Source organism: Natronorubrum daqingense, from assembly GCF_001971705.1.
Classification (GTDB): domain Archaea; phylum Halobacteriota; class Halobacteria; order Halobacteriales; family Natrialbaceae; genus Natronorubrum; species Natronorubrum daqingense.
In genome coordinates, this window is sequence record NZ_CP019327.1 from 2,765,115 (window position 1) to 2,785,274 (window position 20,160).

Here is a 20,160-nt window from a genome sequence, read left to right on the forward strand (position 1 = left end):
TAGTCGGCGAGAATCCTGTTGGACGTGTTACGTGCTGTGTTCGACAAATCAGGACGAATTAAGTAGGTTCCCGCAATATTCGCCACCATGAACACGCTTCTGCTGGATAGCGAGGACGTCGAGGAGTACGCACGCCTCGAGGACGTCATCGACGCCGTCGAGCAGGCCTTCGCGGCCTTCGAGCGCGGTGATACACAGATGCCTGCAAAGTCCTACATCGACTTGCCACAGTACAACGGCGACTTTCGGTCGATGCCGGCGTACCTCCAGACTGAGGGGTGGGACGCCGCCGGGTTGAAGTGGGTCAACGTCCACCCCGACAACCCGACGGATCACGACCTGCCGACCGTGCTGGGGACGATGATCTACTCAGACCCCGAGACGGCCTTCCCACTCGCCGTGATGGACGGGACGACGCTGACGATGAAACGAACCGGCGCGGCGGCCGCCGTCGCCACCGACTACCTCGCCGTCGACGACGCCTCGAGTCTCGGCCTCGTCGGCGCTGGCGTTCAGTCCTACACGCAACTGCGAGCGATCAGCGAAATTCGGGACATCTCGACGGTCGTCGTCTCCGATCCGGACGAAGCGCGCGTCGAACGGTTCGTCGACACCTTCGAGGACCAATTCGACGTTCGAGCCGGCTCAATTGTAGACGCTGGCCACTGTGACATTCTCTCGACAGTGACGCCGGTCGAAGACCCGATCGTCGGCCTCGACGACGTCGGCGAACGCACGCACGTCAACGCGATCGGTGCCGACGCCGAGGGCAAACACGAACTGAGCGACGACCTCCTGTCCGAGGCGGCGATCGTCATCGACGACCACGAACAGTGCACTCACTCCGGCGAGATCAACGTCCCCTACAACGAGGGGGTGCTGACCGACACCGATCTTCACGGCGAGATCGGCGAAGTCGTCGTCGGCTCGAAGCCGGGTCGAACGGGCGAGACGGGCGTCACCGTCTTCGATTCGACTGGGCTCGCGATTCAGGACGTCGCCGCCGCCCACGTCGTCTACGAAAACGCGAGCGAGGCGACGGACGGCCACCCATTCGACCTCGTCGGCGTCGGTTCCTCGACGTAACCGTTCTTTACCCCTCACTCAGCGATCGCGGAGTCGTCGAGGAATCGATCCCGTCATCGGTAGTTCGTCGCAGTAGTAAGCAACCGGCTCACCCGTCGGCTCCGGCAGTCCGTTCGCCTCGAGCATCGTGTTTTCTTCGATCGTCACGCGTGCGGGTTGTAACGGCCAGGGGTCGTGTGCGATTTCACCGGCCAACACGCCACCGGCTTCGGGGGCGTAGAACCGACGGCGTTCGACGAGCCAGTGTGCGAGCGAACCCGACTTTGGCTCGAACACGTCCCCGTCGGGACGGTAGCTGGCCGAGAACCGAGCGGCGGTCGTTCGCTCGAACTGTGGACGAGCACCCGCTGCGAGTTGACTCCGCACGCTCGAGAACGCGACCGACTCATCGGTCGCCCCGACTCGCATGTGCGCGTGAAAGACCGGGAGTCGGGTCGTGCGACCGACCACACCCGCGACGAGTGGCGTGCCGACGTCGATACTGAAGAAAAAGAGCGCGGGGTCGCCGCGATATCGAACGTAGGTCCGGACGTTGAGTTCGGCGACCGCCGTCCGAAGCGCGGGCGGCGTTCCACGAATCCCTGCGTTCGTGAGGACGAACGGCAGGACGCTCACCCAGGCTTCGCCGTCGCGCGTCTCGAGTGTCAACTCGTCGGGGACGTGTGGACGCAACGCGTCGGGGTCGACGGGCCAGTTGACGAACAATCCGTTTCGCCACGTCATCGAGACGACGTGCGGTGCGATCGGTGACGATCCGTCTGCGAACGTCCACCGGAACGGGCTGGTTCGCTTTCGTGTCGGTCGTCGTGTCCGTATCTCTTCTTGATATGTCATCCTCGAGTGTGAACAGACGTGCTGTCAGTGACACTACGACGCGAACGAGCATAAAGAAGCCAGCCACCTGTCAGTTCTTGTGGCGGAGTTCGAGTAGACACGCGACCGAATCCGACCACTCGATTCGAACGAGCGGATTCGGTCCGCTGTCCGCCTCAGTCGGCCGGTTCGATGTCGGGGTCGGTATCGGAGCCAATCTCGGTGTCCGTCGCGCTCGAGTCCGAGAACGTGACGTCGGTGCCGTCGGAGTCCCCACCCGTTGTGGCGTCTCGCAGGTCGACCATCGCGTCCGTCGCCCGGAGGACGAGGATGCCAAATCCGATCCGCGTCGCGATGTCGAGGTACGCACCGACGAAGATGCCGCCGAAGGCATCGAGCAAGCCAATTCCCTGCCGAGAGATGACACCGATCACGAGGTAGCCGATCCAGAGTAACAACAACAGGTTCCGGAGCTTTCCGTAGAGCAACACCCGTTCGCCACTCGTCTCGCCCGAGCGTGCCGTTACCGGCCAGACGAGCGTGTAGATGAGCACTCCGAGTACGACGACCGTCAGTCCGTTCAGCACCAGCGCCTCCGGTGGCGTCTGAAAGACGCCGACGATCGTCACGCTGATCCACGCGAACACGAGAACGACGAGCGTGATGAGTTGTCGCCGACTCGCGCCGGCGATCATACCGGCGAGGACGACCATGATCGGCGTCGCGACGTAGTACTCGACGTAACGCGTCAACGCGACCGGCTCGCCATCGGGCGTCGTAAACCGAAGCAACTCGAGTGACATCCCGAGGTACGCGAGCGAGAGCGTACCACAGATGATCGGCACCGGCAGGTAGTACCGACGGAGTCCCGCCGGCTTGCGGGCGACCCACACGAGGAACGCGACCGTCGCGAGCGCCGTGATCGCCGCACCGATTCGGTACATCTCGAGTTCGGGAATCATCGGTCCTCACCTCCGGCGTCCGAAAAGACGAGGTGTGAACCGTCGTCGCCCCCGTCTGCAGAAACGCTGAACTGGTCGACGGCGTCGGCGAGTTCCATCGCTCGGTCGTCGAGTCGAGTCGCTTCTGCGGAGACGTCGGTGATCGTCGCCGTCGTCTCTTCGGCCGCGGCGGCGACTTGCTGGGCCTGTGAAGTCGTCTCCGCGGCGACGCTCGCGACGTCTTGAACGATCGTCGCGAGTTCCTCGGTGGACGTCGCCTGTTCGTCCGTCGCCTGATCGATCTCCTGGACCCCCGCAGTCACCTGTTCGATCTCCAAGGCGATCCGATCGAGGCTGTCCGCGAGCGTTTCGACCTGATGGGTTGCAGCGCCGATCGTTTCCTCGGTCGCCTCGATCTGTTCGACACTGGTCGTCGCCCGCTGTTGTACCGATTCGATCATTGCTTCGACGTCGTCGACTGCTTCCTGGGTCTGCTCTGCGAGTTCCTTGACCTCGTCCGCGACGGCCTGGAATCCCTCGCCGTCTCCCGACGCGCTTCCCGAGCGAGCGGATTCGATCGCCGCGTTCAACGCCAGCATGTTCGTCTGCGCCGCGATGTCGTCGATCAGTTCGACGACCTGTTGAATCTGTTCGGCCTCGCGCTCGAGGTCGTGAATCGTCGACGCGACGGTGTCAGTTCGCTCGCCGGCGTCGTGCATCTCGTCGGTGAGTTCCGTCGCCGCCACCTGGCCGTCCGTCGCCAGATCGTCGACCTGACTCGATTGGTCTGCGATCGTACTCGTCGCCGCGGCGACCTCCTCGACGGTCGCCGACAGCTCCTTGACTTCCGTCGTCGCCGTCTCGAGGTCCTCAGCCTGCGCAGAGGACCCGTCCGAAATTTCCTGAATCGACGCGCTGACTTCCTCGCTGGCTCGGCTAATCTCCTCGGAACTCGTCTGAACTTCGGTGCTCGTGTGCGCGACGTCCTGGGAGATGCGCTCGACCTGGGCCACCGCCCGTTCGAGATCCGTAATCATCTCGTTGAACGAGTCGGCGATCTCGACCATCGCTTCGTGGTCCGTTTCGGGGTCGAGTCGCTGCTGAAGGTCCCCGCCAGCGCACGCGGACATCACGTCGCCAAAGCGCTGGGCTTCGGCCTCGAGTTCGCGGTTTCGCCGCGCCGTCTGGCGCTGGGCCTCGCGTGCGCGTTCGCGTTCGTCCTCGAGGTCTGCCATCGTCGTGTCGAGGTCGTCACGCATCGTGCCAAAGGAGTCGTAGAGACTGCCGACCTCGTCGACCCGGTTCGTCTCGAGGTCGACTGTGAGGTTGCCATCACCCATCTGTTCGGCCTTGTCCGCGAGGCGGCGGAGTTTCAGCGAGAGGTTGCCGCCGAGGACGATGCCGACGAAGCCGAGGTTGATGACGAAGACGAACGCGAGCGTCGCAACGCTCGCCGTCGCGACGTTGTGCGCGCCGAAGACGTCCGCTTCAGCGCCGTAGGTCGTGAGCTGAAGGGGCGTCTCACCGTCTGTGATAGCCGCCGTCGTGCCGGCGTACTCCTGAGTCGCGTCGTCGGGCGTTCCGGTGGCGATATCGGCGTCGTCACCCGAGAGAGCGGCGAGTACGGCCTCGTCACCCACGTCGGCTTCGGTGCCGGCTGCGAGGAGCGCCTCGCCCTCATTGTCGGTGACGACCGTTCGGTAGTCGTCGTTCGGTTCGATCACGGACTCGAGGCCGCTCGCCGGTGCCGAGAGGGCGACGTACCGGTCCTCACCCTCGTCCGCGGGGGCACTCACAACGTGTGAGAGGACGTCCCCGTCACCCGAGAGCGAGTCGTGTGGCGCGGTCGGCCCGTCCGTTTCGCCGTCGACGCTAATGGCGAAATCCTCGCCGGTCGCGTCGCTCGCACTGCTGGCGAGGACCTCGCCGTCGCCGTCGAGATAATGTAATTCGGTGATCCGGTCGTCACGATCGGCTTGCACCTCGGCAAAGCGGTCGTCTATCGCGTCAGTATCACCGTCGTCGACGCTCGTATCCGCAGCGAGACCGTCGGCCGTCGCGGCGTTCGTCTCGAGCCACTCGGCCGCGACGTCGCTTCGATCCTCGGCGTGGTCGCTGAACTGCTGCTCGGCCGTCGCCCCGACTGCGCCCGACGCGTGGGCGAAAAAGAGCGCGGAGACGAAAATCGTCAACACGGCTACCGCGACGAATATCACGCCGATTTTCACACTGTACGATCGTCTGAGCCGGTCTGGGGTGTAATCCTCGAGTGCCATAGTGGTCCGTGGCCGTATCGATCAACCCGATACGGAAACGTATCATCTGTACTGGACAGTCACGATAAGTTAATGTATCGATTATCGTAAACGACGACTACATCGAGAGTCGCGTTCGCGAGTAGCTAGTCCCAATAAGAGAGAGAAACTACCGGCACGTATCCAGAAATAGAACTCGAGAATACCTCTCCGTCGAAGATAGTCGACCGCCGGTCGGAGACGGGACGCGTCGTCGCCGGAGTCTACGGCTCAGTTGGGAACCCGATATACATGTAGCCGAGTCGAAAATTCACGTGGATTTCGTTGAAATCTGTTTATTCGCGATGGCCGGGATGACGGGTCTCGAGAAGACAGAGAGGACGGCCAGTGACGCACCGATTGAGATCGGGGGGAAACCCGTTCAATCCTCGATTTCGATCGCTGGTCGGCCCGGTTCGGCGTTTTTGTGGACGCTCTCTGGGACCTCCACAGCGTGAACGACGGATACCGGCGCGTCGAACTCGCGTTCGATCAGCCACGCGGCCGACTCGAGGGCGGCGTGTTCGGCCTCGGAGTCGAGCGTCGTCGAGAGTGCCTCGCGTTCGGCCTGCAGGTCCTGTCCGTAGCTCGCGGCGGCGTCGCCCTGCTCGCGGATGTGTGACTCCTGCATCAGTTCGCCGATCAGGTTGTCGGCGTCGCTCTCGATCGCGATCTCGAGGGCGTCGTACTTCCACTCGGGGGCGACGACGACCTCGATCGCCTCGGGGTCCTCGATTCCGGCCACGTCGACGATGTCGCGGATGTCCTCGCGCGTGTTCTGGACCAACTGTCGGCGCTTCGTGACGCGCTCGCGATCGATTTCGGCGGCCGGCCACTCGGCGTCGACGACGAGTCCGTCTTGGCCCAGTTCCTCCCACAGCTCCTCGGCGAGGTGGGGAGCGACGGGCGCGAGCAGACGGACGACGACCGACAGGCCCCGGCGGTACGTCTCAGCGTGTGGATCGGTGTGGGCGGCGTACTGGCGGAGCGTTCGCGTCAAGTCCTGGGTCTCCCGGAGCGCTCGGTTGAACGTCAGTTCGTCGTACTCCGCGCTCGCGATGGCGACGGTCGCGTCGATTTCGGCTCGGACGTAACTCGCGACGGCGTCGTCCTCGCCGTCGGGTTCGTCCGCTGTGATGTCGGCGACCATCTCCGTCAGGCGGCTCAGGTAGGCGTACGTCGATCGAACGCCCTCCTCGCTCCAGTCGAAGTCGCGTTCGGGCTGGGCGGCCTGCATCATGAACAGCCGGGCCGTGTCAGCGCCGTACTCCTCGACGATCCGCTGGGGCGAGACGACGTTGCCCTTCGACTTGGACATCTTCTCACCCTCGAGTTGGACCATCCCCTGTGCCAGCAGGTTCGTGAAGGGTTCGCGGTGCGCTAAGCCCTCGTGATCGGCGAGCACCTTCGTAAAGAAACGCGAGTACAGCAGGTGCATCACGGCGTGTTCGATGCCGCCGACGTACTGATCGACCGGCAGCCAGTCGTTCGCCTGCTCGAGGTCGAACGGCGCGTCCTCGAGGTCCGGCGAGACGAACCGCAGCGGGTACCACGAGGAGTCGACGAAGGTATCCATCGTGTCCGTTTCGCGAGTTGCCTCGCCGCCACAGTCCGGACAGGTCGTCTGCTTCCACTCATCGGCCGCGTCCAGCGGATTTCCGGTGGTGTTGATGAACTCCGGTAACTCGACCGGCAGGTCCTCGTCGGGAACCATCACGGCCCCGCAGTCGTCGTGACAATGGATGACCGGAATCGGCGTCCCCCAGTAGCGCTGGCGGGAGATCCCCCAGTCGCGTAGCTGGTACTGAGTCGCTTCCTCGGCGCTCTCGATGTCCGCGGTGAGTCGCTCTCGAGCCGTTTCGCTCTCGAGGCCGTCGTACTCCCCGGAGTTTACGAGGACGCCGTCGTCGGTGAACGCCTCCTCGCTGACGTCTGGAATCACCGGCTCCTCGCCCGCTTCGGGTTCGGGTGCGATGACGGGGACGATCTCCTCGTCCATCTTCTGGGCAAAGGCGTGGTCGCGCTCGTCGTGGCCCGGAACGGCCATCAGCGCGCCCGTTCCGACGTCAGAGAGGACGAAATCTGCGACGTAGACGGGAATTTCCTCGCCCGTTGCGGGGTTGGTCGCCGTCAGGTCGGTCGCGACGCCGTTTGGCTCGTCGCCCTCGGGGTCGGCCTTCTCCTCGATGAAGTGGCGAACGTCATCGTCTTCGGCTGCGACTGCCTCGCTGATCGGGTGGTCCGGTGCGAGCGCGAAGAAAGTCGCACCGTGGATGGTGTCGACGCGGGTGGTGAAGGCCGTCACCGATCCGTGGCCCGAAATATCGAAATCCAGTTCCGTGCCGTACTGGCGGCCGATCCAGTTGCGTTGCATCTGGCGAACCGAGTTCGGCCACCCCTCCAGGTCGTCGATCGCTTCCAACAACTCGTCGGCGTACTTGGTAATTTGGAGGAACCACTGCTCGAGTTCGCGTTGCTCGACGGGTGTGTCACAGCGCCAGCAGAGTTCGGCCTCGCCTTCGACCTGTTCGTCGGCCAGCACGGTTTCACAGTGGGGACACCAGTTGACCTCGGCGTCGCGACGCTCGACGAGTCCTTCGTCGTGGAACCGGGAGAAGAGCCACTGGTTCCACTGGTAGTACTCGGGCGTGCAGGTCGCGATTTCGCGCTCCCAGTCGTAGCCAAAGCCCATCGCGTTCATCTGCTCGCGCATCGTGTCGATACAGTCGAACGTCCAGTCGCGGGGGTTGGTGTCGCGCTCTTTGGCCGCGTTCTCTGCGGGGAGGCCGAAGGCGTCCCAGCCCATCGGGTGGAGGACTTCCTCGCCCTGCATCCGCCGGTATCGAGCGTAGGCGTCCGTAATCGTGTAATTTCTGACGTGGCCCATGTGGAGTTTACCCGACGGATACGGGTACATGCCGAGGACGTACGTTGGATCCTCGACGTCGTCCGGCGTCCGATAGGCGTCTTCGTCGTCCCACGCCTCCTGCCAGCGTCGTTCGACCGCCGCGTGGTCGTATCCCGCGTCGCTCATTCTTGTATGCGTGTCCGGGCGTCGTCGCCCTATAGCTTTCCATACCACTATCGACACAGCAGGTCGCGACCGCTCGAAATTCGTGAAATCCGACGACCCGGTACCATTCCACCATCCTTACTCGAGTCGAGACTGTCACAAAATGATTTGTTTTTGACAAAAATCTGTCCCTCGAACTCTTAATCTGAGGAACAGGACAATCACCATGTTCACGCGCCTGTTCGGTTCCTACCTACCATGTCAGATGATGGTAAAAATTCAAGAGGTGTGGAATTAAACGGGTGCCAGTCCTGTCCAGATGAGAAACGGACAACCCTCACAGCGGCGGACGGAACAGCCGTCGATTCGTCGACCCGACGACACGTCTTGGGGACGCTGGGCGCACTTTCGGCGACTTCACTCGCGGCTGGAACCGGAAGTGCGGGCTCCCGCGACGAACCAAAATCAGGTGCAGGCGAGAGGGAACCGAAGAGACCAGCACCGAAAGTCGACGGTCCGATCACCGGGGGGAGTGCAACCGGCGAGCCACAGCTATCGGCCGTTCCCAATCTGTCGAAGTACGGCTACGTCGAGGAGGAATATTTCATCTCCGGCCGTGCTCACAGCCTCGAGTCGCTTTCTGGTGGGAAGCGAGACGACGCGTCGTACACGACCCGGATCGTCGTCTGGCGGCCGGCCCACCGCTCGACGTTCAACGGCACGCTACTGGCCGACTGGCCGAACGTCTCGACGCAGGTCGACGTTCCCGTCACCTGGATCAACGCCGACGACTACCTGATGCGCGAGGGCTATGCGGTCGCAATGATCTCGGCACAGGAGGTCGGCGTACAGGACTCCGCCGAGGAGATGGACCTTGTGACGTGGGACCCCGAGCGCTACGGCGATCTCCACCATCCGGGCGACGACTACGCCTTTGACATCTTTTCGCAGGCGATCCGGACGCTGCGGGGCGACTCGAAGCGCCGAAAGGGGGATCCGGATCCGATGGCCGGCCTCGAGCCGAAGCGCGTGCTGGCGACGGGCGTCTCCCAGTCCGCGGGCTTTCTCCACTCGTATATCAACGCGGTCCAGGAACACCTCGGCCTGATCGACGGCTTCCTGCCCGCAACGGCCGGCACGATCATCGACGAGCAGCCGGTGCGCGACGACGTCGCCCCCGTCTTGTGGCTGAACTCCGAGGACGAGGCCGACACAAAGCAACGGCCCGACGAGGGACAGTTCCGGCTCTGGGAAGTTGCCGGCGCTTCGCACGTCAATCGCTGGCTCTCGGCATACGTCGAGATCGCCCTCGCCCGGGACCTCGAGGGCGAAGCGATCCCGTGGGAGCCAGCCATCGCGGGCCAGTACGGCGAACTCGAGGACGGCGTCTACGGCGAGTGCGAGTACAACTACTTCCCGATGCGCTACGCCTACCGGTCGGCCCTCGAGCACCTAAACGAGTGGGTAAAGACCGGCGAGAAACCGACGAGGACGCCCAAAATCCAGCGGGCGGACGACGGCGTTGCCCGCGACGAGTACGGTAACGCCAAGGGTGGCGTTCGCCTGCCGCCGATCGACGTCCCCGTCGCGGAGTACGACGCGATGAGCTGCGAACTGTTCGGCCAAACGCACCGATTCGACGAGCAGACGCTCTCGAAGCTGTATCCGACGCCTCATAAGTACCTGACAAAAATGGCGACAGCAACCGACGAAGCCGTCGAGAACGGCTATCTGCTTCCGGCGGACGCGGCCGACCTCATGCGCCGCGCAAAGGACTCACCTGTCGGCCACGACTGAGTCGGGACGCCCGAAGACTCGTCGTCGTGACTCGAGGTCTCAGGTTGCTCGAAGTCGACATCGATCGCTCTGTCGCTGGAGGTCGATCGCTCTGTCGCTCGAGGCCGATCGCTGGACGCGGACCTCTCTCGATTACTCGATGTCGATCTCTTTCGAGGTCTCGGTGCCGGTCACTTTCGGGAGTCGAACGGTCAGCACGCCGTTTTCGAAGCCGGCCGAGACCTCGTCTTCTTCGACGGGCTCCGGCAGGCGGATGCGCCGACTCGCGGACGTTCGCGTCCGTTCGCGGCGAAGGAACCGTCCGTCGACGGACGCCTCAGATTCCTCCTCCCGGTCGGCCTCGAGGCGAAGCGTTCCCTCCGAGAGCGTCAGTTCGATATCGTCCGTGTCGTAGCCGGGCAGATCGGCCGTCACGAGGTACTCCTCGCCGGTATCGACGACATCGGCCGGAACGGAACCCGGGACCTGCAACCCGCCGCTGGTCATCCCCGATTCGACCTGTTTGCTGACGCGGTCGAGCATCTCCTCGATTTCGTCGAACGGATTTCCTCGCATACGCGAACCTACGGGTTCGAGCAGGATAAATTCTGCCCGCGACGGAAGGTCAGAACACGACCTCGAGTCGACGGCCCGTCCGTCGCCTCGGGTTGGTCAATTTCGAGCGAAGAGACGAGAGCTACTCTGGAAGCGTCACGAGTCCGTCCTCGAGCGCGTCGAACAGGACGTCCCGCGCGTGGCCGTCGGGGTCGACGTTCTCGTAGACCGACTTCACCTCGCCGTCGGCGAGGACGAACGTCGTCCGCGTCGTCACGCCGCTGTCGCGCAACGCCACGTCGAACGCCTCGGCGATCTCGGCGTCGGGGTCGGCCAACAGGTCGAACTCGAGGCCCTCCTGCTCGCAGAAGGCTTCGTGGGAGTCGACGTCGTCGACCGAGACGCCGTAGACGTCGACGCCGGCGTCCTCGTAGCTCTCGCGCTCGCGCTGGAACTGGTTTGCCTCGACCGTACAGCCGGGCGTGTCGTCTTTCGGATAGAAGTAGACGACGGTGGGGTCCTCGAACTCGAGGGTTACCTCCGCTGCGTCCTGGTTCTGTGCGGTCACGGTCGGCGCGTCGGCTCCGTCCTCGAGTGGCATACGTGTATACTCCCGCAGGGGGGAGAAAAGTCGTTTGTGGTGCGGTGTCAGTTGATCACGATAGCCAGAGATAGTACTACGAGTGGACGTCGATCCACGTACAAAACGCATCAAAGTCGTGTGCACCTGCGCTGTCTGCGATATTTCGAAGTGTTCCCGTACGGAGTTCTTCATGCAACGGGACAGTTACCTGTCGCCGGTCGTCCGGGTTTGACGGGTGTTCGTAGTATAACTGGGCGTGATCACCGGTTGTGCGACGCCATTCAAATCCGCCAACGTTGACTAATACTTTGACGATCTCGAATCCGGAAAACGTGCGCCGCCCCATTCCTACTTGAGGATATCCGGTGGTTCGGTGTCACCAGTCGTATTTGCTGCTGGGTCGATGCCGAGTTCACGGAGTTCCTCCGCAGATGGCTCGGTTCCGCGCTCTCCAGTATGGAGTGCAACTGCCTCGTCGAGGTTTTCGAGTGCAGCGGTCCGAGACGAGCCCTGTGTCGTGACGCCAGTCGTAACATCGGTCGCAATCCACACGTCCTCCTCGCGCCAGAGTCGGATCTCATCGTCATAGACACCACCATCACTCGTGGAACTGGCCATGATAGGTGTAAATTGTTGGAGAATTCTCATAAGTGTTTGGCTCACCCGAGAGCAAACGCGGCCAGAGATCCATCGCCGAACCGGTACTGGCGTATACTACCCGACCACGTGTTCCGTATCGTACGATCCCAGTCGCCGCACCCAGCCCTTCTCGGTCAATCCCTCGAGTTCCTCGATCGCTTCCGTCGTCCGGGCCTCGTACAGGCCCGCTTCGATGTCGATGTGGAAGACGTAATCGCCCAGTCGCTGGCCGCTGGGGCGGGACTCGACGCGCGTCATGTTGATGTCGCGGTCGGCGAATGGCTCGAGGAGTTCGAGTAGCAATCCGGGGTAGTTCGCGTTGGGATAGACGACGAGCGAACTCTTGCCGCCGCCTTTCGAGCGCTCCTCGGCCGGTGCGAGTGCGAAGAACCGCGTCGCATTCGAATCTTGATCCTGGATGTCTTCGGCGAGGACCTCGAGGCCATCGCCGCCGTTGTCGGGGTGGCCGATGCCGGCGATCGAGGCGTCGTCACGGGCGAATTCGACGCCCTGTGCGGTGCTCGCGACGGCCTCCAAGGTGGCGTCGGGGTGTTCTCGCTCGAGGTAGGATCGACACTGCGCGAGCGCCTGCGAGTGGCTGGCCACGGTGTCGAACTCGTCGGATTGAGCGAGCAACGCGTGTTTGATCGGGGTAACGACCTCGCGGACGACGGCAACGTCGTACTCCGAGAGGGCGTCGAGGCTCTCCGTGACGCTGCCCTCGATGCTGTTCTCGATCGGGATGACGCCGCGGTCGTACTCGCCGCCGGCGACGGCGTCGACGATGGCCGTCACCGACTGGCGAAAGTCGATCTCGTCGCCGTTCGCGACGGCCGTCGCCGCACGATGCGAGTAGGTTCCTTCGGGACCCAACGTAACTGCGACCATTGGGTGACGATAGCAGGGATGGGATCAAAAGACCGTCGGGTCTGCCCTGTCAAGCCGTGACAGTGACGATGTCGTCTTCGTACTCACCGACTGCAGCGAGGACGGCGTCTCGGTCGTCGGCGTCGACCTCGAACGCCTCGAGCGTCGCCTCGAGGTGAGCGGCGATCGCGTTGAAATCGGCCGTCGTAATTCCGAGGTCCTCGTGTGCCGTCTCCATGTCTTCGCCGGAGTAGTCGACGGGACCACCGGCAACGGCGCTGATGAACTGGGTCTGGTGGGCGCGTTGTTTCTGCATGTCCACGTCGTCGAAGTAGTGGGCCACCTGTTCGTCTGCCAGCACGCGTTCGTAGAACCGCTCGACGACGGCTCCGATCGCCTCCTGACCGCCGAGTCGCTCGTACAGTGTTTCGCTCATCTACGTGCGACTACGAACAGATGCGCTATAAGTCTCCATCGACGTCTAACGAAGTTGGAAGTGACACAACATATATCTCGACGGAGATTCGTGAACCCACCTCGAGCACCCCCTCCAGCGGCGAACGGTGGGTTCGACCGATCGTTCGAACGTATCCGACGAACAGCATAAGCCACACGACCAGTTAGCGGGCGTCAAGCGTGCGCTTTTCATACCCGAGGCGATGACCCATAGCCATGAGAACGCGCGGGACGCTACGACTGGCGACACGGGGGTCCGCACTCGCTCGGCGACAGGCCTCACTGGTGAAAGAGGCCCTCGAGAATCGACGCTACGAGGTCGAACTCGTCTCCGTCGAGACGACGGGCGATCAGATCAGGGACGAACTGATCCATCGGCTGGGAAAGACCGGCGCGTTCGTTCGCGAACTCGACGAACGCGTCCTCGAGGGCGACCTCGACGGCGCGATCCACTCGATGAAGGACATGCCGACCGAACAGCCCGAAGAACTCGTCACGGCTGCCGTCCCCGAACGCGGCCGCCCGGGAGACCTCCTCGTGACCCCCGACGGATCGACGCTCGAGGAACTCCCAGACGGCGCAACCGTCGGCACCTCGAGCCTTCGGCGTCGCGCGCAACTGCTCTCCGAGCGACCCGACCTCACGGTCGAACCGCTACGCGGGAATGTCGACACGCGACTCGAGAAACTGCTCGCGCCCACGCTGCAGGCGGAACATCAGGACCGCTCCGAGGCGGACAAGGAACGAAAGGGGAACACCGGAGACGAAGATTTCGAGCCCGAGTTCGACCAGAACGTCGACGACTGGTTCGACGGCCTCTCCGAACTCGAGAAACAGGCCCTCGGCCGCGAGGTCGAAACTGAGTACGACGCAATCGTACTCGCGGAAGCGGGCCTCGAACGAAGCGGCCTCGCTCGCCACGTCGATACGCACTCGCTCTCGACGAATACGTTCGTCCCCGCGCCGGGCCAGGGTGCGCTCGCGGTGACCGCGATCGACGGCGAAACCGCTCGAGACGTCCAATCGGCGATCGACCACCCGCGCAGTCGCGTCGAGACGACGGTCGAGCGAACGATTCTTGCCGAACTCGGCGGCGGCTGTATCGCCCCGATCGGCATCTACGCCGTCGTGCAGGGTGAGTACGTCCACACCAGCGTCAGCGTCTCCGACCGCGACGGCGAGGAGTCGGTCGTCGCCAGCCGAGACCTCCCCGTCGATAACCACGCCGTGGCTGCTCGCGAGTTCGCGCAGGATCTCGCCGACCGCGGCGCTGCTGCGTTGATCGAACAAGCCAGCGAGAACGGCGGCGACGGACCTGTCTCCGAGCAAGATAAGCCGGAGGGGAAGTGAGGGGACACACGGACATGTCAGATCAGTCCCCCGACGCCGAATCCGACGCGGCCGCCGCCTCGGAGGCCGACTCCACCTCCGGCGCCGACCTCGAGACCGGTACCGTCTCCCTCGTCGGCAGCGGCCCCGGCGACCCGGAGCTGTTGACCGTCAAGGCCAAACGGCTGCTCGAGACGGCCGACGTGGTTCTTCACGACAAGCTCCCGGGCCCGGAAATCATCGAGATGCTCCCCGAGGACAGACGCGAAGACGTCGGCAAGCGCGCCGGCGGCGAGCGAACGTCCCAGCCCGAAATCAACGAGCGACTGGTCGAACTCGCCCGCGACGGTAAGCGCGTCGTTCGACTCAAAGGCGGCGACTCGTTCGTCTTCGGCCGCGGCGGCGAAGAGGCGGAGTACCTCGCGGCCCACGACGTGCCGTTCGAGGTCGTCCCCGCCGTCACGTCGGCCATCGCCGCCCCCGCCGTCGCCGGCGTTCCGGTTACCCACCGCGATCACGCCTCCTCAGTCTCGTTCGTCACCGGACACGAGGACCCGACGAAGGACGAGTCGTCGGTCGACTGGGAGGCGCTCGCCGCGACGGGCGGCACCATCGTCGTCCTGATGGGCGTCGGTCGACTGCCGGACTACACGACCGAACTCCTCGAGGCCGGAATGGCCCCCGAGACGCCCGTTGCCCTCGTCGAACGGGGAACCTGGCCCGGCCAGCGGGTCGCAACCGGGACGCTCGAGACCATCGTCGACGTTCGTGACGAGCACGACATTTCGCCGCCCGCCGTGACGGTCATCGGCGACGTCGCCGGCACCCGCGAGTCGGTCGTCGAATTGCTCCAAAACGAGTACGGCGTCGAGAGCGAGGATACCTGAGTGAGCCAAACGATGCGCGAAACACCCACCATCGCCGTCTTCCGTCCCGACGACGAGCGCCTCGCGGACGCCGTCTCCCTGCTCGAGGACCTCGGAGCCGACCCGGTGGCAGATCCGATGCTCGCCGTCAAGGCGACCGACGCGACCCCACGAACCGACGCGGAGTACGTCGTCCTCACGAGCAAGACCGGCGCGGAACTCGTCTCGCAGGCGGGCTGGGACCCCGGCGCACAGACCGTCTGTGCGATCGGTCCCGCGACGGCCGACGCGCTCCGTGCGGAGGGGTACGCAGTCGACGTCGTCCCCGAGGAGTACACCTCGAGCGGTCTCGTCGCCGAGTTAGCCGACGACATCGACGGCGCTCGTATCGAGGTCGCTCGCAGCGATCACGGCAGCCCCGTCCTGCTCGAGGGGTTCGAAGGCGCCGGCGCGTACGTTCACGAGACGATCCTCTACCGACTGGTCCGGCCCGAAGGAAGCGGCGAATCGGCCGAACTGGCCGCCAACGGAGCACTCGACGCCGCGTGTTTCACCTCGTCGCTGACCGTCGAGCACTTCCTCGAGGCCGCAGCCGAACGCGGCATTCGCGAGGACGCACTTGCAGGACTCGCTGACGCGACCGTCGGCGTCATCGGCGAGCCGACGGCCGAGACCGCTCGATCGCTGGGAATCGACGCCGACGTGATCCCCGACGACGCGATGTTCGACGCGCTCGCCCGGGAGACAGTTGCGGCCGTCAGCGATCGTTGAACGTCTCGTAGACCACGCGAATTGGCTCACTCGAGCGTGTGAGAGCATTGCAAACCAGAGTTGGCAAGGTCAATAGCTACACGCGAGAGACCCGCATTTTGTAGCGTGCATGGAAGTAGGCTCATTTCGTAAGCGAGCCCCAGATCCGCCGAACTCTGTCGGGCTTCGTATCACGTTTTTCGTCCTCTGGGCGATGGACACCATCGCCGCAACGCTGTTTTTCGTCGTTCCGCACGCAACCGAATTGAATCCCGTGACTGTCTACTTTTATCACGTCTTTGGTCTGCCAGGCGTCGTTCTCGCAGCCGCCTGCTACGCCGCGCTCGTCGTTTTCATCGGACACATCCTCTCCGATCCGTTGGACATCAAATTCGTGGGGCTCGTCGTCCTCCTTTATATTTTCTTCGTCACGAACAACGTCCTCCTCCTGGTGTTCCACGAGCCGTTACCGGAGTTTCTCGGCGTGTGAGTCTCCCGTTCGAGACGACCCGTTCTCGTCCCCAGCCTCGCACTCTGCCCCCACTCTCGAGGCCAGAGGTTTATCCCGGATGGCGCCCCAGTATCGAGCGATGAACCGATGACCGGGCCGGTGCCAGCACTCGAGGACCGAGCCGTCGCGTGTGCAAACCGACTGCTCGAGGCCGACCGCGTCCTCCTCGCCTCGCACATCGACGCAGACGGATTGACCAGCGCCGCGGTCGCCGCACAGGCGCTCGAGCGCGCCGAGATCCAATTCGAGACTGTCTTCGAGAAGCAACTCGACGAGGCGGCGATCGCCCGAATCGCTGCGACCGAGTACGACACCGTCCTGTTCACCGACTTCGGCAGCGGGCAACTCGACGACATCGGCGAGCACGAAGACGACGGCGCGTTCACGCCCGTCATCGCGGACCACCACCAGCCCGCGGATCGCGACACGGAGTACCACCTCAACCCGCTCCTCTTCGGGATCAACGGGGCCTCGGAGCTTTCGGGCGCGGGTGCCAGTTATGTCCTCGCGCGGGCGCTCGCCGATGTCTCGTCGACAGCCGCGACCGACGGTGGCACGAAACCGGCCGACGACCCCGCGACGACTCCGCGGACGGACAATCGAGACCTCGCCGCGCTTGCCGTCGTCGGCGCCGTCGGCGATATGCAGGCCTCGGGCGGCGAACTCCACGGCGCGAACGCGAAGATCGTCGAGGAGGGCGTCGACGCCGGCGTCCTCGAGACCGGAACCGACCTCGCGCTCTACGGCAAACAGACGCGTCCCCTGCCGAAGCTCCTCGAGTACGCGACCGACGTACAGATTCCTGGTATCTCGAACAGCGAGCGCGGCGCACTGCGATTTTTGGACGGACTCGACCTCGAGTTGAAACGTGACGGCGAGTGGCGACGATGGTCCGGCCTCTCGGGCGACGAAAAGCAGACCATCGCCAGCGCGCTCGTCCAGCGCGCCGTCTCGAAGGGCGTTCCAGCCTCGAAGATCGACCAACTCGTCGGGACGGCGTACGTCCTGCCCGAGGAACCCGTCGGTACCGAACTCCGCGACGCCAGCGAGTTCTCGACGCTGCTCAACGCGACCGCTCGCTACGAACGCGCCGACGTCGGCCTCGGCGTCTGCCTCGGCGACCGAGACGGAGCACTCGAGCGGGCACGGAAACTCCTACGGGATCACCGCCGAAATCTCTCGAACGGCATCGACCTGGTCACCGAGAAGGGCGTCACCCACGAGGAGAACCTCCAGTGGTTCGACGCGGGCGACGAGATTCGCGAGACCATCGTCGGCATCGTCGCCGGCATGGCGATGGGGAATCAGGGAATCAGCCGTTCGAAACCGATTCTCGCGTTTGCGGAAAAGAGCGCGGATCCACGATCCGCCGAAAACAGCGCGGACGCCCAGTCCGCGGACCAAACCGGCGAAGCCGCGACGGAGACCGACGGGGGCGAACTGAAAGTCTCGGCTCGCGGCACGCACGCGCTCGTCCGGCAGGGACTCGACCTCTCGGTCGTCGTCGGCGAGGCCGCTCGAGCGGTCGGCGGCGACGGCGGCGGACACGACGTCGCTGCCGGCGCGACGGTACCGAAAGGAGAGGAGGCGGAATTTCTCGAGCGGGCCGACGAAATCGTCGGCGAACAACTCGCCTGAACCGAGCGATTAGCTCCGACGGGGTTCGGATCGATCCATCGACGACGGAATCGTCGGGATAAGCGGCGTTCGCTTGGTCACTAGATACGACGACTTCCGTATCGCACCCTTGGTGTACTGGATCGTACTTTTGTGGATCGGCGTGCGTTTGCCCCGAATCTGGGTTCGGCCCTCGAGAATGGCGTCGACGAGGGCGTCGCCGTCGATGTCGGCTTTCGTCGCCGAATTGTCGTCGGAGGCAACGATGATTTCGGTGTAGGCCTTCCCGACGTTCGGTAGATAGTGGGCGTCGCTCGCTCCGATCTCCGGATAACCGCGACGGCGAGCGAACGTCCGCGCGCGGCGGTTTCGGTAACCGGTAAAGACCATCGAGTTGTACGTCTCGATCGCGTCGGCATCCTCGATGTGACGCTTGCGAACGCCGTGGCGACTGCGTTGAAACGGGTGGGGAACGATCGCGATACCGCCCGCCGCACGCACGGCCTCGACGGTTTCCATGAACGGCTGGCCGGGGTCCGGCCGTTCTTCGACACCGATCGCCAACAGGTGACCGTGGCGAGTCGAGACTTCGACGCCGGGAATGCCGATCAGCCCGTATTCGGGCGCAATTTCGGCGGCCCGGAGCGACTCGGTGATTTCGTCGTGGTCGGTGATAACGACCCCGTCGAGCCCGATGTCGGCCGCGTGCTCGAGGATGAGTTCGATCGGTTCGTGACCGTCGTAGGAATCGTCCGAGTGGACGTGAAAGTCGATAGCGAAGGGGAGCAACGTTGTCATGGGACCACTAGGGGACTTCGTGAAACACCCATTCACGGACGAGCGTATAAGCACTCTGTTGAGCGCCGCGGTGTGGCGAGGTAGAGCATTCCATATCCCGATATAGGGTTTATTACCCGGAGATCGGGCGTTCCAACTCACCCTACGGAGAACGTACAACACCTTCTACTGGCGGCCTGTAACTGCTGATAGCGGCGATTCCGGTTTCGAAACCGGTCATTCCACCTGGCCCGATCTGTCGCAGAACTCGACGACGAGTACGGGACACTCGAGTCACAACTCTGAGAAGGGACACTCGAGTCACAACTCTGAGAAGGGACACTCGAGTCACAACTCTGAGAAGGGACAATTCGCGTCTCGGAGGTCGGTCTTCAGCCGAGCGAATCGTACTCCGCGCCTCGAGAGACCCACCCTCCGGTTTAGTACTCGAGTTCGAGAACCCGGTCAAGAAACGATTTGTACACACCATACAACACGACCCGGACGAGAGCGGACTCGAACCAGTGGTGAACAGATACATCGAGGGACCAGCAACGATGGAACGCGCATTTGGCCAAGAGAGATCCCAGAACTGACCGCCCTCATCGCAGGTGGACGAACAGGACACGAGTAGTCACCAAAGCCAGTCGAACCGTCCGTCGACGCAGGCTGTTGGCTTCGAACGTGATCAGTAGAAAGTCCACACTTACTGGCCCGTTCGTTTCGAAGTTACTCGATATGACCTAGTAAATCATATACTGCGATACAAAATTCGAGAGTGTCGAATCGCCACGGACACAGTAGCGTCACTGGAGAGCGCCTATAGCTCCGGAACGCCGTCCGAAAGGCGAACTCGAGAGAGCAGGTCGTGCAGTGCTACCGGATCGGCGATATCGTCGATCGACGCGTTGATGAGTTCCATACACTCGAGAATCCCGTCGACGGCAGCCCGACGAGTCGCAACGCGACCGATCGGTTCGACGACGAACTGTTCGCCGAGTTCGTACCGGTACCGAAGTGCCCAGCATCGGCACAACCCCAATCTGGGATGGGAACGATCCGCCGACGTAGACTCTGCGACGAGGTCGATGAGAGGGTTTCTGTGACGGTAGATCACTTCGTCGTCACAGAACGACGTCAACCCCCATCCCGGCGGCAAGGCTTCACGCGGGATTGGTGGGTGATCGGGGAGCATATCGAGTTGTGATGGTGGTCGCGCGAGTGTTGGTTCCGCTTGCGTACGCATCGTCCGTATAGGGGGGCTTATCCGAATCAGTGTAGGTATCA

The 20,160-nt window shown here is 63.5% G+C and carries 19 protein-coding genes; 7 read left to right on the top strand and 12 right to left on the bottom strand.

Annotated features, from left to right (window positions below):
• Positions 1-87 precede the first annotated feature (87 nt).
• A complete protein-coding gene (locus tag BB347_RS13450) occupies positions 88-1,086 on the top strand; it encodes an ornithine cyclodeaminase family protein (protein ID WP_076583085.1) in 999 nt (332 codons plus the stop codon).
• Positions 1,087-1,104: 18 nt separating this feature from the next.
• Here the strand turns inward: BB347_RS13450 and BB347_RS13455 are convergent, their stop codons facing one another.
• From BB347_RS13455 to leuS, 4 genes are all read right to left on the bottom strand, one after another.
• Complete coding sequence (locus BB347_RS13455; RefSeq protein WP_076583087.1) at positions 1,105-1,920, bottom strand: YqjF family protein; 816 nt, start codon at positions 1,918-1,920, stop codon at positions 1,105-1,107.
• Positions 1,921-2,075: 155 nt separating this feature from the next.
• Positions 2,076-2,861, bottom strand: coding sequence for a bacteriorhodopsin (locus BB347_RS13460; protein ID WP_076583088.1), 786 nt, complete (start codon positions 2,859-2,861; stop codon positions 2,076-2,078).
• Positions 2,858-5,116: a methyl-accepting chemotaxis protein gene (locus tag BB347_RS13465; protein WP_076583089.1), complete on the bottom strand. Its 2,259-nt coding sequence runs from the start codon at positions 5,114-5,116 to the stop codon at positions 2,858-2,860. The genes BB347_RS13460 and BB347_RS13465 overlap by 4 nt, the downstream gene beginning before the upstream one ends.
• A 400-nt stretch (positions 5,117-5,516) precedes the next feature.
• Positions 5,517-8,168 (bottom strand): leucine--tRNA ligase, encoded by a 2,652-nt coding sequence (gene leuS / locus BB347_RS13470; protein WP_076583090.1) that lies wholly within the window; start codon positions 8,166-8,168, stop codon positions 5,517-5,519.
• 366 nt (positions 8,169-8,534) lie between these two features.
• Between leuS and BB347_RS13475 the strand changes: the two genes are divergently transcribed.
• Positions 8,535-9,944, top strand: coding sequence for an alpha/beta hydrolase domain-containing protein (locus BB347_RS13475; RefSeq protein WP_076583091.1), 1,410 nt, complete (start codon positions 8,535-8,537; stop codon positions 9,942-9,944).
• Between the two features lie 132 nt (positions 9,945-10,076).
• Here the strand turns inward: BB347_RS13475 and BB347_RS13480 are convergent, their stop codons facing one another.
• The 6 genes from BB347_RS13480 to BB347_RS13505 all read right to left on the bottom strand — a co-directional run bounded on the left by BB347_RS13480 (position 10,077) and on the right by BB347_RS13505 (position 13,003).
• Positions 10,077-10,499, bottom strand: a complete 423-nt coding sequence (locus BB347_RS13480) for an Hsp20/alpha crystallin family protein (RefSeq protein ID WP_076583093.1) — start codon at positions 10,497-10,499, stop codon at positions 10,077-10,079.
• Between the two features lie 121 nt (positions 10,500-10,620).
• On the bottom strand, positions 10,621-11,079 hold the full coding sequence (locus tag BB347_RS13485; RefSeq protein ID WP_076583094.1) for a peroxiredoxin: 459 nt from the start codon (positions 11,077-11,079) through the stop codon (positions 10,621-10,623).
• Positions 11,080-11,155: 76 nt separating this feature from the next.
• Positions 11,156-11,407, bottom strand: a complete 252-nt coding sequence (locus tag BB347_RS13490) for a type II toxin-antitoxin system HicA family toxin (RefSeq protein ID WP_076583095.1) — start codon at positions 11,405-11,407, stop codon at positions 11,156-11,158.
• A 2-nt stretch (positions 11,408-11,409) separates the two neighbouring features.
• The gene (locus BB347_RS13495) at positions 11,410-11,679 is read right to left on the bottom strand and encodes a type II toxin-antitoxin system HicB family antitoxin (protein WP_076583096.1); all 270 of its coding nucleotides are present in this window, start codon (positions 11,677-11,679) and stop codon (positions 11,410-11,412) included.
• 96 nt (positions 11,680-11,775) lie between these two features.
• Positions 11,776-12,588, bottom strand: coding sequence for a prephenate dehydratase (pheA, locus tag BB347_RS13500; RefSeq protein ID WP_076583098.1), 813 nt, complete (start codon positions 12,586-12,588; stop codon positions 11,776-11,778).
• A gap of 49 nt (positions 12,589-12,637) precedes the next feature.
• On the bottom strand, positions 12,638-13,003 hold the full coding sequence (locus BB347_RS13505) for a group I truncated hemoglobin (protein WP_076583100.1): 366 nt from the start codon (positions 13,001-13,003) through the stop codon (positions 12,638-12,640).
• Positions 13,004-13,239: 236 nt separating this feature from the next.
• On the opposite strand from BB347_RS13505, the gene hemC reads away from it, so the two are divergent.
• The 5 genes from hemC to BB347_RS13530 all read left to right on the top strand — a co-directional run bounded on the left by hemC (position 13,240) and on the right by BB347_RS13530 (position 18,117).
• Positions 13,240-14,373, top strand: coding sequence for a hydroxymethylbilane synthase (gene hemC, locus BB347_RS13510; protein WP_076583102.1), 1,134 nt, complete (start codon positions 13,240-13,242; stop codon positions 14,371-14,373).
• Between the two features lie 14 nt (positions 14,374-14,387).
• A complete protein-coding gene (cobA, locus tag BB347_RS13515) occupies positions 14,388-15,239 on the top strand; it encodes a uroporphyrinogen-III C-methyltransferase (protein WP_076583104.1) in 852 nt (283 codons plus the stop codon).
• A 12-nt stretch (positions 15,240-15,251) separates the two neighbouring features.
• A complete protein-coding gene (locus BB347_RS13520) occupies positions 15,252-15,989 on the top strand; it encodes a uroporphyrinogen-III synthase (protein ID WP_170872018.1) in 738 nt (245 codons plus the stop codon).
• A gap of 109 nt (positions 15,990-16,098) precedes the next feature.
• The gene (locus BB347_RS13525) at positions 16,099-16,458 is read left to right on the top strand and encodes a hypothetical protein (protein ID WP_076583108.1); all 360 of its coding nucleotides are present in this window, start codon (positions 16,099-16,101) and stop codon (positions 16,456-16,458) included.
• Between the two features lie 108 nt (positions 16,459-16,566).
• Complete coding sequence (locus BB347_RS13530) at positions 16,567-18,117, top strand: DHHA1 domain-containing protein (protein ID WP_076583110.1); 1,551 nt, start codon at positions 16,567-16,569, stop codon at positions 18,115-18,117.
• Between the two features lie 9 nt (positions 18,118-18,126).
• On the opposite strand, the gene BB347_RS13535 is transcribed toward BB347_RS13530, so the two are convergent.
• On the bottom strand, positions 18,127-18,894 hold the full coding sequence (locus tag BB347_RS13535; protein WP_076583112.1) for a PHP-associated domain-containing protein: 768 nt from the start codon (positions 18,892-18,894) through the stop codon (positions 18,127-18,129).
• A 799-nt stretch (positions 18,895-19,693) separates the two neighbouring features.
• A complete protein-coding gene (locus tag BB347_RS13540) occupies positions 19,694-20,119 on the bottom strand; it encodes a hypothetical protein (protein ID WP_338141502.1) in 426 nt (141 codons plus the stop codon).
• Positions 20,120-20,160: the final 41 nt, after the last annotated feature.